Origin of the sequence: Kitasatospora sp. NPDC098652 (assembly GCF_044760155.1) — a bacterium.
Lineage (GTDB): Bacteria > Actinomycetota > Actinomycetes > Streptomycetales > Streptomycetaceae > Kitasatospora.
The window spans coordinates 40,168-54,062 of sequence record NZ_JBIWAQ010000015.1 but is presented as its reverse complement, the minus strand read 5'-3'; the positions used below and the strand labels follow the sequence as shown (position 1 = coordinate 54,062).

Here is a 13,895-nt window from a genome sequence, read left to right as displayed (position 1 = left end):
AGGCCCGGAACCGTCAAGGTTCCGGGCCTCTCGCGTTTGGCCGTACGGTCCATACTCCGAACTAGGTCTAGACCACAAGAGGTCAGGCGCGTGACGGTCGTCACTCGCACCCCCCGGAAACCGTCCCCGAAACGACCCGTTCCGGACTCCACTAATTTAATATGTAAAATTGCACTGTTATTCACTGTAAATCCCCCCCGCATCATGCGCACCGAATCGTTATCCGGAGTTCAGCATTCCGACCACCGGGGGGCCGTCGCCGGGTACGACAAAGGGGCCGCTTACCGGACCCGGCGGAGTCCGGTAAGCGGCCCCTTCGAAAGAGCCTTTGGCCTATCAGGCCTCAGTGCGCTGAGCGGGAATCCCCGCCAGCAGAGCGCGCACCTCCGCCTCACGGTAGCGGCGGTGACCACCGAGCGTGCGGATCGACGTGAGCTTGCCGGCCTTGGCCCAGCGGGTGACCGTCTTCGGGTCCACGCGGAACATGGTGGCAACCTCTGCCGGCGTCAGCAGCGGCTCAGCATCAGGGGTACGAGCGGTCATGAGCGGCCTCCTCGGGAGAACCGAACCAGGGCGGTTCTATCCTTCAAATTCTGCACCTTGGCCCGCGATGCCCGAAATGGCATAGACGGGCCGAGTCGGTTATAGGACGAACGGCTTGTCCTGGTGTCTACAACTACACCATCCGTCCAGCCCTATCGACCAAACCGCCAAAATTGACCCCTCACGGGTTCAAGGCCGACGGATGGCGATGGACCACCCCATAACGGACAGTCACACGGCTGTGACGTCCGGTTACGAGGGGACCAGACCCTCCGTTTCCCCGCAAAGCACGCATCGACTCCAGAACCACCCAAAAGTGGGCACGCTCACGTGAAGTTGGGCTGGTTGTCCCATTTTTGCACATAGGGGTAAGTTCGCGTCAACGGTGAGTAGTGTCACGTTCGACAGCTATTGACCCGAACCGGGACCTTGGTCCGCGCCGTTGCGGACCAAAGACCTCTCACAGTCATACACGGGCGGTCGGACCTCAGTTCGCGTGCCGCAGCGCCAGCACCCGCTGCCACCGCCCCGTCAGCTCCCCGTACGCCCGCAGCGCCTCGGCGGTGTCCCCCGCCCGCAGCGCGCGCAGCCCGTCCTCCAGCTCCCCCGCCGAACGGTCCGCCAACAACCGCTCCGGCCCCAGCAGATGCACCAGCCCCCCGTAGTCCAGTTCCACCAGCGAGCGCGGGTGGAACTCCTCCAGCCACCGCCCGACCAGCTCCGCCCCGCGCACCAGCTCCCCGGCCGGCACCGCCTCGCGCAGCGCCCGGTAGGCCCGCGCCACCCGGCGCCGCGCCTGGGCCATCGGCACCAGGTAGAACAGCGCCGCCGGCCTCCCCCGCTCCCCCTCCTCCGTGCCCGCTCCCCCCGGAACGAAGCACCGGTCCTCGTCCCCGAACGGCAGGAACCAGCGCACCGGGACCTCCCACCGGCTGGTGAGGATCCACGGCCGGGCGTCCGGGTGCCCGGCCAGCCAGCGCTCCCGGTCCGCCTCGGCGGCCGCCCGGGTCACCGGCGGCACCGCGGTGTCCACCAGCGCCACCGGGGCCCCCGCCCGCAGCTCCTCCAGGGCCTGCCAACTGCGCAGCCTGGTCGCCCACGGGCACACGTACAGTACGCCGTCCACCGTCCTCAGGTACGCCCGACCGCTCTCCTGCTCCGGCAGCGCCCGGGGCGTGCGGGCGGCCAGCTCCACCAGGGCGGCCCGCTGCTCCTCCAGCACCGCCGCCGCGACCGACTGCTCCGCCGCGGCGGCGTCCGGCCCGTGCTCCGCGGCGTAGGCCTGCCAGTGCGCCCGCTCGGGCTCCGGATAGGCCGCCAGCGGCTCGTAGACCCGCAGGTGGGCCGCGTAGGGCGGCAGTACGGAGGTGCGTACGACGGTCACGTCCTGCATGGTCGCACGCGTCGCCCGGCCCGGGGAGGGCGCGACCCCGAACCGTTCGCGCCCGCACCGCGGCACCCCTTCTGTCTCACTCCTCGGACAATGGGCACAAGCTCGGACAAGAGGGCTGATCGGCCCCGCGCGCGCGACTACGCTTTCGCCCCAGACGCCCGCACCACAGCAGCGGGCCCTCGATACTGGAGTCACCACAGTGACCGACGTACAGACCCCGGCCACGCACCCCGCACCCGGTGTGCTCAGCAGGATCTTCCGGACCGAGCAGGACGGCGCCCCCGGCGACGGCCACGAGCAGGTCGTCCTCTGCCACGACCGCAGCTCCGGCCTCAAGGCGATCATCGCCATCCACTCCACCGCGCTCGGCCCCGCCCTCGGCGGCACCCGCTTCTTCCCGTACGCCTCCGAGGAGGCGGCCCTGGAGGACGCGCTGAACCTGTCCCGCGGCATGTCCTACAAGAACGCGCTGGCCGGGCTCGACCTCGGCGGCGGCAAGGCCGTCATCATCGGCGACCCGAACAAGGACAAGAACGAGGCGATGCTCCGGGCCTACGGCCGCTTCGTCGAGTCGCTGCGCGGCCGCTACATCACCGCCTGCGACGTGGGCACCTACGTCCAGGACATGGACGTCATCGCGCGCGAGACCGAGTTCGTGACCGGCCGCTCGCCCGAGCACGGCGGCGCCGGCGACTCCTCCATCCTCACCGCCTTCGGCGTCTTCCAGGGCATGCGCGCCAGCGCCCAGGCCCGCTGGGGCCAGCCGACCCTGCGCGGCAAGCGGGTCGGTGTCGCGGGCGTCGGCAAGGTCGGCCACTACCTGGTCGGCCACCTGGTCGCGGACGGCGCCACCGTCGTCGTCACCGACCCCTTCGAGGCCGCCGTCAACCGGGTGCGCGCCGCCCACCCGGAGGTGGAGGTGGTCGCCGACACCACCGCCCTGCTCCAGGCCAAGCTGGACGTCTACGCCCCGTGCGCCCTCGGCGGTGCGCTGACCGACGCCTCGGTCGCCGCGCTCGGCGAGTTCGGCACCTCGATCGTCTGCGGCGCGGCCAACAACCAGCTGTCCCACCCGGGCGTCGAGAAGGACCTGGCCGACCGCGGCATCCTCTACGCCCCCGACTACCTGGTGAACTCCGGCGGCGTGATCCAGGTCGCCGACGAGATCGACGGCTTCAACTTCGAGCGGGCCAAGAACAAGGCCACCAAGATCTTCGACACCACCCTGGAGATCTTCACCCGGGCCGCCTCCGACGGCATCCCGCCGGCCGTCGCCGCGGACCGCCTGGCCGAGAAGCGGATGCGCGAGATCAGCGCACTGCGCACGGTCCTGCTGCCCGGCTCGCGCCGCAGCTGATCCGGCGGTCTGATCCGGCAGCCTGATCCGCCGACCTGATCCGGCTCCGCCCGGACCCTCCGGGCGCCGGACGCGCGGGGGGCCGACACCTTCGGCCCCCCGCGCATCACGATGTGGAACCGGATTCTCACTTCTCCGCCCGAACGGGTGATCCGAGGTCCCCCTAGGGGGGATAATCGGTCCTGGAACGACGGACCTCGAACACCTCCGGACAGCGCGCAAAACGCCGCAAAACCTCCCCTGACCTGGGAAGACCCGGTCGCGGGTGCAGCCGGTACGCGCCACGTCACAACCACGACGTACCGTCCAGCGGCGGAAACAGGTACCGTTAATGCTCCAAGGGACGGTCCTCCCATTCGGGCAGGCCGGTCCTGATCATGAACACGTGTCAGACTCGGGGCCGTGAGCCCCATCGTTGAGGGGGTCGACCCATGGGGCGCGGCCGGGCCAAGGCCAAGCAGACGAAGGTCGCCCGCGAGCTGAAGTACAACAGCGGCGGGTTCGACGCTAATCGTCTGTCCAACGAGCTGGGCGTATCGCCGTCCACCGCTTCGATCGAGCCGGAGCCGATCGAGGAGGAGGAGGACGACGACCCGTACGCGGAGTACGCCGCCCGCTACGCCGACCTCGACGACGACGGCGACACCGAGCCGGGCACCGGGCCGTCGCAGGCCTCCCGCCGCTCGTAACCGCAGCTTCGCCTGACCGGTCCTGACGCCCCTGGGCGCCGGACCGGTCTTCGGCGTTCTGTGTATTCGCCCGCTCGCCTCCGGGGCGCTCTGACCCGGTGCCGACGGTCGGCGCTCCGGCGCTCGTGCCTCGCTTGTCGCTTCTCCCTTTCGGCACCGGCGCGCCCCTTCGGCTCGGGGCGGGTTTGGCTCAGCGGGGCGGGTCTGGCTCAGCGCGGATCGGGTCGGGGCGGGTCTGGCTCAGCGCGGATCGGGTCGGGGCGGGTTTGGCTCAGCGCGGATCGGGTCGGGGCGGGTTTGGCTCAGCGCGGATCGGCTCGGGGCGGGCAGGGGGGCCGCCGGGACGTGGAGAGGGCCCCTCCGGTGCACCGGAGGGGCCCTCTTCGCGTCCGACGGGGTCAGCCCGTCGTGAAGCCCTCGTAGGCGTTGTACAGGGCCGCGCCGGCCCCGTGCTCGTCGGTGCGCTCGACCACGTCACCGAGCAGCCAGGCCTCGACGCCGCGGTCCTCCAGGATGGACAGCACCACGTCCACCGAGTGCGGCGGGACGACGGCGACCATGCCGACGCCCATGTTGAGCGTCTTCTCGATCTCCAGGGTGGCCACCTTGCCGACCTCGGCGACGGTCCGGAAGACCGGCAGCGGGGTCCAGGTGCCGCGGTCCAGGCGGGCGTGCAGGCCGTCCGGGATCACCCGGGCCAGGTTGGCCGCCAGGCCGCCGCCGGTGACGTGCGAGAAGGCGTGCACCTCGGTGGCGCGGGTGAGCGCCAGGCAGTCCAGCGAGTAGATCCGGGTCGGCTCCAGCAGCTCCTCGCCGAGGGTGCGGCCGAACTCCTCGACCTTGCGGTCCAGCTTCCAGCCGGCCTCGTTCAGCAGCACGTGGCGGACCAGCGAGTAGCCGTTGGAGTGCAGGCCGGAGGCGGCCATCGCGATCACCACGTCGCCGGCCCGGACCCGCTCCGGGCCCAGCAGCGCGTCGGCCTCGACCACGCCGGTGCCGGCGCCCGCGACGTCGTACTCGTCCGGGCCGAGCAGGCCCGGGTGCTCGGCGGTCTCGCCGCCCACCAGGGCGCAGCCGGCCAGCGCGCAGCCCTCGGCGATGCCCTTGACGATCGAGGCGACCCGCTCCGGGACGACCTTGCCGACGCAGATGTAGTCGGTCATGAACAGCGGCTCGGCGCCGCACACCACGATGTCGTCCACCACCATGCCGACCAGGTCGTGGCCGATGGTGTCGTGCTTGTCCATGGCGGCCGCGATGGCCACCTTGGTCCCCACGCCGTCGGTGGCCGAGGCCAGCAGCGGCCGCTCGTAGTCCTTGAAGGCGGACACGTCGAAGAGCCCGGCGAAGCCGCCGAGACCGCCGACCACCTCGGGGCGGTTGGCCTTCTTCACCCACTGCTTCATGAGCTCGACGGCGCGGTCGCCCGCCTCGATGTCGACACCGGCGGCGGCGTAGGTGGCGCCGTTCTGGTTGGAGCTGGTCACTGCGGCCCTCTCGGGTCAGGTGGGGGTGGTTCGGAAACAGCGGTGGGGCCCCGGTTCGCGGGACCCCACCGTGGGTCGTTACGGGCGGCGCAGCGCGTCGGCCGCGCCCGCCCCGCCGAGCAGCGACTGGACGCCGTCCAGGTCGCTGCCGCTGGTCGGCTTGCCGCGGACGGCCGGCTGCTGCTGGCCGCCCTTGATCTCGGCCTCCAGCAGGAGCTTGCCGAGCAGCGCCGGGTCGGGCAGCTCCATCGGGTACTCGCCGTCGAAGCAGGCCCGGCAGAGCTTGTCCTTGGGCTGCTTGGTGGCCTCGATCATGCCGTCGATCGAGATGTACGCGAGCGAGTCGGCGCCGAGCGTGCGGCCGATCTCCTCGATGGTCATGCCGTTGGCGATCAGCTCCGCGCGGGTGGCGAAGTCGATGCCGAAGAAGCAGGGCCACTTCACCGGCGGCGAGGAGATCCGGATGTGCACCTCGGCGGCGCCCGCCTCGCGCAGCATCTTCACCAGCGCGCGCTGGGTGTTGCCGCGGACGATCGAGTCGTCCACGACCACCAGGCGCTTGCCGGCGATGACCTCGCGCAGCGGGTTCAGCTTGAGCCGGATGCCGAGCTGGCGGATCGTCTGGCTGGGCTGGATGAAGGTGCGGCCCACGTAGGCGTTCTTCACCAGGCCGGAGCCGTACGGGATGCCGCTGGCCTCGGCGTAGCCGATCGCGGCGGGGGTGCCGGACTCGGGCGTCGCTATCACCAGGTCGGCCTCGACCGGGGCCTCCGCGGCCAGCCGACGGCCCATCTCCACCCGGGAGAGGTGCACGTTGCGGCCGGCGATGGAGGTGTCGGGGCGGGCCAGGTAGACGTACTCGAAGACGCAGCCCTTGGGCTTGGCCTCGGCGAAGCGCGAGGTGCGCATGCCGTTCTCGTCGATGGCGATGAGCTCGCCGGGCTCGACCTCGCGGATGAAGGAGGCGCCGCAGATGTCCAGCGCCGCCGTCTCGGAGGCGACCACCCAGCCGCGCTCCAGCCGGCCGAGCACCAGCGGGCGGATGCCCTGCGGGTCGCGGGCGGCGTAGAGGGTGTGCTCGTCCATGAAGACGAGCGAGAAGGCGCCCTTGACCTTCGGCAGCACGACCTTGGCCGTCTCCTCGATGGAGAGGTCCGGGTGGCCGGCCAGCAGGGCGGTCACCAGGTCGGTGTCGTTGGTCGCGGCGGTCCGGCCGGAGCGCGAGATGTGCTCCTCGCCGGGCAGTTCGGCGACCATCGCCGCCAGTTCGGCGGTGTTCACCAGGTTTCCGTTGTGCCCGAGGGCCAGCGAACCGTGGACGGTCGCGCGGAAGGTCGGCTGGGCGTTCTCCCAGACCGAGGACCCGGTGGTCGAGTAGCGGGCGTGTCCGACGGCGATATGCCCGTGCAACGACCCCAGCGAGGCCTCGTCGAAGACCTGGGAGACGAGTCCCATGTCCTTGAAGACGAGAATCTGGGAGCCGTTGCTCACTGCGATGCCCGCGGATTCCTGACCGCGGTGCTGCAGGGCGTAAAGGCCGAAGAACGTGAGCTTGGCGACCTCCTCGCCGGGAGCCCAGACACCGAAGACGCCACAAGCGTCCTGGGGGCCTTTCTCGCCGGGAAGAAGATCGTGGTTGAGTCTTCCGTCACCACGTGGCACGCCTTCGAGTCTAGGGCAGTTGACCAGGGCTTCCGGTACCCGGGACGTCCGCTCCGGGCGGCGATCGCGGAGTAACGCGCGTAGACAAAACCCCTTACGGAGCCGGGAATTCGGGTGGGGGAATTCCGGCGAGCGGCGGTTGGCCTTGCGGTTCGCGCCTGTTGGGGCTTTCCGTGTGCGCAGCGTCGGCCGCCGGGCGGCTCCGAACGTGAGCCTGCTCACCCGGGGTTCACCCGGAGGTCACGCCGCGGGCAGCAACAGGCCCCAGGCGCCCGGGTGCACCGTCCAGGTCCGGGCCCGGACCGGGCCGACCGGATGGCCGTCCGCCTCGTAGCCGAAGCCGCGCCCGACCACCGAGACGCTGGCCGCCCGCACCCGCACCAGCGCGCCGGGCGCGCGGACCACCACCTCCAGCACGCCGACGCCGTCCGCGCCGGTGAGGGTCAGCTCCACCAGCCGGACCGGGCGGTGCACGTCGGCCAGCAGCCGGCCGTCCGCCTCGACCCGGACCCGGGGGCTGTGGTCGACCGCGTCGGAGGTGAGTGCGTTCGCCTGCTCGGCCGCAGCCAGTTTCGCCCATAGCGAACGCCAACCACCCGGACGGCCCCCGGAGCGGCGCGCACCGACCCCGGTGATCCGCACCCCGCCGAGCGCCACCCCGCCGCCGTCGTCCACCAGCAGGTCGAAGGTGCGCGGCGACCCCGACAGCACCGCCCGCGCGGCCCGCACCGGCTCCTCCGGCACGCCCAGCGCGCGGGCCGCCGCCAGCTCCTCCGTCCGGCCCACCGGAACCATGCCCACCGGATCCGCGCCCAGCTCACGCTGGCGGTGCAGGGCCTGGAGCACCCGCTGCAGGGCGAGGTCGGAACCGATCACCACCGGTCGCCGCCGACCCCGGTGCGAAAGCATCCGGTCGAGCTCGGTCGGGTTGTCCGGATAGGCCACCTTGACGTCCGCACCCCCGCAGAGCACGTCCTTCGCGATCCGCACCGACTCCCCGTCGGTCTGCCGGGCCACCGGGTCGAGCAGCAGCAGAAGGGGCTCGGGACCGCCGGTTCCAGGCGTGGACAGGGACGACACGACCGGTCCTTCCTCAGGTAATCTCTCGGTGCAAGAGCCCCTTGCGCCATTGCGCCAGGGGCTTCGTCTATCTCGGGGCAGACTGCGGCCTACGCAGGATGCCCCAACCGGAAGGGGTGTACGCCTGTGCCGGCACTCGTGCTCGTTGGCGCTCAGTGGGGGGACGAGGGCAAGGGGAAGGCCACCGACCTCCTCGGCGGCTCCGTCGACTACGTCGTCCGCTACCAGGGCGGCAACAACGCCGGTCACACGGTGGTCATCGGCGACCAGAAGTACGCCCTGCACCTGCTCCCCTCCGGCATCCTCAGCCCGAACGTGACCCCGGTCATCGGCAACGGGGTCGTCATCGACCCGGGCGTGCTGCTCTCCGAGCTGGCCGGCCTGAACGAGCGCGGCATCGACACCTCCAAGCTGCTGATCTCGGGCAACGCCCACCTGATCACCCCGTACCACCGGACCATCGACAAGGTCGCCGAGCGCTTCCTCGGCAAGCGCCGGATCGGCACCACCGGCCGCGGCATCGGCCCGACCTACGCGGACAAGATCAACCGCGTCGGCATCCGCGTCCAGGACCTGTTCGACGAGTCGATCCTGCGCCAGAAGATCGAGGCGGCGCTGCACGACAAGAACCAGATCCTGGTCAAGCTCTACAACCGCCGCGCCATCCCGGCCGACCTGGTGGTCGAGGAGTACCTGGGCTACGCGGAGAAGATCCGGCCCTTCCTCGCCGACACCACCCTCGTGCTGGACGAGGCCCTCAAGGCCGACAAGGTCGTCCTGCTGGAGGGCGGCCAGGGCACCCTGCTCGACGTCGACCACGGCACGTACCCCTTCGTGACCTCGTCGAACCCGACCGCGGGCGGCGCCTGCACCGGCGCCGGCATCGGCCCCACCAAGATCGACCGGGTCATCGGCATCCTCAAGGCCTACACCACCCGCGTCGGCTCCGGCCCGTTCCCGACCGAGCTGCTCGACGAGGACGGCGAGGCGCTGCGCCGGATCGGCGGCGAGCGCGGTGTCACCACCGGCCGCGACCGCCGCTGCGGCTGGTTCGACGCCGTCATCGCGCGCTACGCGACCCGGGTCAACGGGCTCACCGACTTCTTCCTCACCAAGCTGGACGTGCTGACCGGCTGGGAGCAGATCCCGGTCTGCGTCGCGTACGAGATCGACGGCCGTCGGGTCGAGGAACTCCCCTACAACCAGTCGGACTTCCACCACGCCAAGCCGATCTACGAGACGCTGCCGGGCTGGACCGAGGACATCAGCAAGGCGAAGACCTTCGCCGAGCTGCCGAAGAACGCCCAGGCCTACGTGAAGGCGCTGGAGGAGATGTCCGGCGCGCCGATCTCCGCCATCGGCGTCGGCCCGGGCCGGGACGAGACGATCCAGATCAACTCGTTCATCTGAGCCTGCTGCTCCGGGAGGGCCCCGCGGGACGGTTTCCGTCCCGCGGGGCCCTTCCCTTTGCCCTCAAGCCATTGCACTAGTACATATGACCATTGCCTCTAGTGCAGAGGCACGCTACGTTCGGGGGCATGACCGCGAAGCCGCCCACCGCCACCACCCTCACCGGCCGCCACATCCGCCTGGAGCCGCTGGGGCGCCACCACCTCGCCGACCTCTGGGCCGCCGTCGGCTCCGACCCCGAGGTCTGGCGCTGGACCATGGACCTCCCGCCGGCCTCCGAGGAGGAGCTCGGCCGCATCCTCGACACCCGCATCGCCGGGGCCGAGCGGGGCGACTCGGTGTGGTTCGCCGCCGTCGACCTCGCGACCGGCACCGCCGTCGGCATCACCGGCTACCACGACATCAACCCCGTGGACGAGTCCGTCGAGATCGGCGGCACCCTGTACGCCCGCTCCGTCTGGCGCACCGCGGTCAACACCGAGGCCAAGCTGCTGCTGCTCACCCACGCCTTCGAGGACCTCGGCACCGGCCGCGTCTACTGGAAGACCGACGCCCTCAACGAGCGCTCCCGCAACGCCATCCTGCGCCTCGGCGCCCAGTTCGAGGGCGTCCTGCGCCGCCACCGCCTGCGCCCCACCGGCACCTGGCGCGACAGCGCCTACTTCTCGATGCTCGCCGACGAGTGGCCCCCCGCCAAGGCCCGCCTGACCGACCGCCTCGCCCGCGGCTGACGGCGGGCCCCGGCCCGGGTGTTATTCGTGCTCGGCGGGAGCGGAATGGCGGGGGATCAACTCCCTTTTCGTCGCGCGGAGTTCCCGGGGTTGCATGTTGACCAGCCAGACCAGCCAGCCGACGAAAAGGACGGCGAGGAGGAGGGCGGACAATCCGGCGACCAGAAGGGCATTCACCGGGGTGCGGAAATGCGCTGGGGAAGGTGGGGGCGGTGGGGGCGCAGGTGCGGGGGGCCGGGAGGGGGAGGAAGGGGCACGGCTGTCTCCGGTCGGTGATGCCGAACGCCCTGACCGTGCATCTGGGTGTATTTACGGCTGATTGGCAGGGCCGATAGGCGACTTGGCGACTGTTTAGGCGACAACAAGTCAGCGAGTGACACGGATGACCATAGGGTCAGGGTGCCAGAGTTGCTACCGAGGGACTGGACGTTCACTCCATCGTGGGGTATCCCCCAATTCGCTGGCTAGGGCCCGGTGTCCACGTCACACTTCACCGGAAGCATCGACCGAAGCCGCGATCCGGAGAAGAGAGTCATGCCACCCCGCTTGTCGCCGACCGTCCGCCAGCAGCGCCTGGGGATCGAGCTGCGCAAGATGCGCGAACGCGTGGGCGTGACGCCCAAGAGCCTGGCCGCCACGCTCGGCACCGACCTGCCGAAGATCTCCCAGATGGAGAACGGGAAGTCGGGGATCAGCGCCGACCGGCTCCGGACCTGGGCGCGCACCTGCGGCTGCCCCGACGGCCCGTACCTGGACGCGCTGCTCGCCATGACGCAGGACCGCCGGAAGTACTGGTGGGACGGCTACCGGGGGCGGATGCCCAGCGGCATCGTCGACATCGCGGAGATGGAGCACCACGCCGAGTCGCTCTCCATCCTCAACAGCACCTTCATCCCCGGACTGCTGCAGACCCCGGACTACGCGGCCGCGGTGTTCGAGCGGCTCCCCGCGCAGCACCGCCAGGAGGCGGAGGTCCGGAAGGCATTCCGGATCCGGCGCCAGCAGATCTTCGTCGACCGCCCGAAGCCGTACAGCGCGATCCTGCACGAGTCCGCGCTGCGGATGCAGTTCGGCGGCCCGGCCGTGCTGCGCGACCAGCTGCGGAGCCTGCTGGTGAATTCCGAGCGCCCGGGGCTGGAGATCAGGGTGATCCCGTTCAGCGTGCCCACCTACACCGGCTCCGGGGAGAGCCTGTATCTCGCCCGCGGGCCCGTCCCGGCGCTCGACACCGTCCAGATCGACCTGACGCACGGGCCGAAGTTCGTGCACTCCGAAGTGGAATTGGCCTCCTACCGACAGATCAAGGAGAAGACCGCGGCGATCGCGCTCGGGGTGGCCGACTCCCGGGACTTCATCCGGGTCATACTGAAAGATTTCGCATGAACGTGTGGCGCAAGGCGTCGGCCAGCGGCGAGAGCACCGACTGCGTGGAGGTCAGGGCGTCGGGCGGCATGGTGGAGATCCGCGAGTCGGACCTTCCCGAGGTGGTCGTGCGGACGACGCCGCGCAAGTGGGCGGCCTTCGTCCGCGGGGTCAAGGCCGGGGAGTTCGACCGGTTCGCCGACTTCACCCGTCCGTGAGGCCGCGCTGCCCCCGTCGCGGGCCCGGCGGCAGGACGGGCGGCGGTAGGCTTGGCAGCCCACAATGGACCCCTGCGCCTGGCACCGCACTCCGGGTGGGGTGCGCGTGCCGGAGAATTCGGAGCATCCGAGGATGGCTCGGCACCTGATCACCAGCGCCCTTCCGTACATCAACGGGATCAAGCACCTGGGCAACATGGTCGGGTCGATGCTCCCGGCGGACGTCCACGCCCGCTACCTGCGCCAACGCGGCCACGAGGTGCTGTACATCTGCGCCACCGACGAGCACGGCACGCCCGCCGAACTGGCCGCCCAGGAGGCCGGGTTGCCGGTCGCCGAGTTCTGCGCCCGGGCGCACGACGCCCAGAGGGCGGTGTACGACGGCTTCGGACTGTCCTTCGACCACTTCGGCCGCAGCTCCTCGCCGCAGAACCGGGAGATCACCCAGGAGATCGCCCGCGAGCTGCACCGCAACGGCTTCATCGAGGAGCGCTCGATCCGCCAGGTGTACTCCAACGCCGACGGCCGCTTCCTGCCGGACCGCTACATCGTCGGCACCTGCCCGCACTGCGGCTACGACAAGGCGCGCGGCGACCAGTGCGAGAACTGCACCCGGGTGCTGGACCCGACCGACCTGCTGGAGCCGCGCTCGGCGATCAGCGGCAGCGCCGACCTCGAGGTCCGGGAGACCAGGCACCTGTTCCTACTCCAGTCCAAGCTGACCGAGGAGGTCGAGGCCTGGATCGCCGCGCACGGCGACGACTGGCCGGTGCTGGCCTCCTCGATCGCCCGCAAGTGGCTGACCGAGGGCCTCCAGGACCGTTCGATCACCCGCGACCTGGAGTGGGGCGTCCCGGTGCCGGCCGACGTGTGGCCCGAACTGGCCGCCGAGGGCAAGGTGTTCTACGTCTGGTTCGACGCCCCGATCGAGTACATCGGCGCCACCAAGGAGTGGGCGGACGCCGCCCCGGCCGGGCAGCCACGGGACTGGAAGTCCTGGTGGTACGAGGCCGACGACACCGTCCGCTACACCGAGTTCATGGCCAAGGACAACGTCCCGTTCCACACCGTGATGTTCCCGGCGACGATCCTCGGCTCGCGCCGCCCGTGGAAGAAGGTCGACTACGTCAAGGCCTTCAACTGGCTGACGTACTACGGCGGGAAGTTCTCCACCAGCCAGAGGCGCGGCATCTTCACCGACGTCGCGCTGGAGCTGCTGCCCGCCGACTACTGGCGCTACTTCCTGATGGCGCACGCCCCCGAGTCGGACGACTCCAGCTTCACCTGGGACCTCTTCGCCTCGGTGGTCAACAAGGACCTCGCCGACACCCTCGGCAACTTCGTGAACCGGGTGCTCTCGTTCAGCCGCAAGCGCTTCGGCGACGAAGTCCCGGCCGGGGCCGCGCCGGGCGGGGCCGAGGAGCGGCTCGGCGAGCAGACCGCCGGCCTGCTGGCCGAGTACGAGGCCCAGCTGGAGGCGCTCAACTTCCGCAAGGCGGCGCAGGCGCTGCGCGCACTGTGGAGCGCTGGGAACGCCTACCTGGACGAGAAGGCGCCCTGGCTCCAGGTGAAGACCGACCCGGAGGCGGCGGCGCTGACCCTGCGGACGGCGATGAACCTGATCCACCTGTACGCGGTGGTGTCCGAGCCGTTCATCCCGACCGCGGCGGCCGCGATGCGCGGTGCCTTCGCGCTGGACGGGGACACCCGGACCTGGATCGACGGGGACGAGGCCCGGGCGCTGGACCTCGTCCCGGCCGGGACGCCGTTCACCGTGCCGCCGGTGCTGTTCGCGAAGATCACCGAGGAGGACCTGGCGGCCTGGACGGCGCGCTTCGGCGGCTCCGAGGGCTGAGGCCCGGCGCGGACGGAACACCGCGAGGGCCCCGACCGCCGTTGCGGCGGTCGGGGCCCTCGTCGGTGGTGCCGGGCCCTTCGTGGGGGGCGGGCCCGGGGTCTGCGG

12 protein-coding genes are annotated in these 13,895 nt (G+C 70.8%); 7 read left to right on the top strand and 5 right to left on the bottom strand.

All coding sequences use genetic code 11. The annotated features are described in order from the left end of the window. Positions 1-336: 336 nt before the first annotated feature. Together bldC and ACIQWA_RS27890 are read right to left on the bottom strand one after the other, a co-directional pair. Positions 337-543 (bottom strand): developmental transcriptional regulator BldC, encoded by a 207-nt coding sequence (bldC, locus tag ACIQWA_RS27895; RefSeq protein ID WP_014137253.1) that lies wholly within the window; start codon positions 541-543, stop codon positions 337-339. Between the two features lie 487 nt (positions 544-1,030). Then, positions 1,031-1,936, bottom strand: coding sequence for a hypothetical protein (locus tag ACIQWA_RS27890; protein ID WP_402487198.1), 906 nt, complete (start codon positions 1,934-1,936; stop codon positions 1,031-1,033). 199 nt (positions 1,937-2,135) lie between these two features. On the opposite strand from ACIQWA_RS27890, the gene ACIQWA_RS27885 reads away from it, so the two are divergent. Next, positions 2,136-3,293, top strand: coding sequence for a Glu/Leu/Phe/Val dehydrogenase dimerization domain-containing protein (locus tag ACIQWA_RS27885; protein WP_360242444.1), 1,158 nt, complete (start codon positions 2,136-2,138; stop codon positions 3,291-3,293). 431 nt (positions 3,294-3,724) lie between these two features. Continuing rightward, positions 3,725-3,982: a DUF3073 domain-containing protein gene (locus tag ACIQWA_RS27880; RefSeq protein WP_049654080.1), complete on the top strand. Its 258-nt coding sequence runs from the start codon at positions 3,725-3,727 to the stop codon at positions 3,980-3,982. Positions 3,983-4,380: 398 nt separating this feature from the next. Here ACIQWA_RS27880 and purM read toward each other — a convergent pair whose 3' ends face one another. From purM to ACIQWA_RS27865, 3 genes are all read right to left on the bottom strand, one after another. Then, positions 4,381-5,469: a phosphoribosylformylglycinamidine cyclo-ligase gene (purM, locus tag ACIQWA_RS27875; protein WP_360242447.1), complete on the bottom strand. Its 1,089-nt coding sequence runs from the start codon at positions 5,467-5,469 to the stop codon at positions 4,381-4,383. 78 nt (positions 5,470-5,547) lie between these two features. Further along, complete coding sequence (purF, locus tag ACIQWA_RS27870; RefSeq protein ID WP_402487195.1) at positions 5,548-7,131, bottom strand: amidophosphoribosyltransferase; 1,584 nt, start codon at positions 7,129-7,131, stop codon at positions 5,548-5,550. Between the two features lie 240 nt (positions 7,132-7,371). After that, positions 7,372-8,211 carry a diacylglycerol kinase gene (locus tag ACIQWA_RS27865; protein ID WP_402487193.1) on the bottom strand — a complete coding sequence of 280 codons (840 nt, stop codon included), beginning with the start codon at positions 8,209-8,211 and terminating at the stop codon, positions 7,372-7,374. Positions 8,212-8,337: 126 nt separating this feature from the next. On the opposite strand from ACIQWA_RS27865, the gene ACIQWA_RS27860 reads away from it, so the two are divergent. From ACIQWA_RS27860 to metG, 5 genes are all read left to right on the top strand, one after another. Beyond that, positions 8,338-9,621: an adenylosuccinate synthase gene (locus ACIQWA_RS27860; RefSeq protein WP_360242456.1), complete on the top strand. Its 1,284-nt coding sequence runs from the start codon at positions 8,338-8,340 to the stop codon at positions 9,619-9,621. Positions 9,622-9,749: 128 nt separating this feature from the next. Beyond that, on the top strand, positions 9,750-10,352 hold the full coding sequence (locus ACIQWA_RS27855; RefSeq protein ID WP_402487190.1) for a GNAT family N-acetyltransferase: 603 nt from the start codon (positions 9,750-9,752) through the stop codon (positions 10,350-10,352). Positions 10,353-10,886: 534 nt separating this feature from the next. Then, the gene (locus ACIQWA_RS27850) at positions 10,887-11,735 is read left to right on the top strand and encodes a helix-turn-helix domain-containing protein (protein ID WP_402487188.1); all 849 of its coding nucleotides are present in this window, start codon (positions 10,887-10,889) and stop codon (positions 11,733-11,735) included. Continuing rightward, on the top strand, positions 11,732-11,932 hold the full coding sequence (locus ACIQWA_RS27845; protein ID WP_402487186.1) for a DUF397 domain-containing protein: 201 nt from the start codon (positions 11,732-11,734) through the stop codon (positions 11,930-11,932). The genes ACIQWA_RS27850 and ACIQWA_RS27845 overlap by 4 nt, the downstream gene beginning before the upstream one ends. A 133-nt stretch (positions 11,933-12,065) precedes the next feature. Continuing rightward, positions 12,066-13,787, top strand: a complete 1,722-nt coding sequence (gene metG, locus ACIQWA_RS27840) for a methionine--tRNA ligase (RefSeq protein WP_402487184.1) — start codon at positions 12,066-12,068, stop codon at positions 13,785-13,787. The last annotated feature ends 108 nt before the right edge of the window (positions 13,788-13,895 follow it).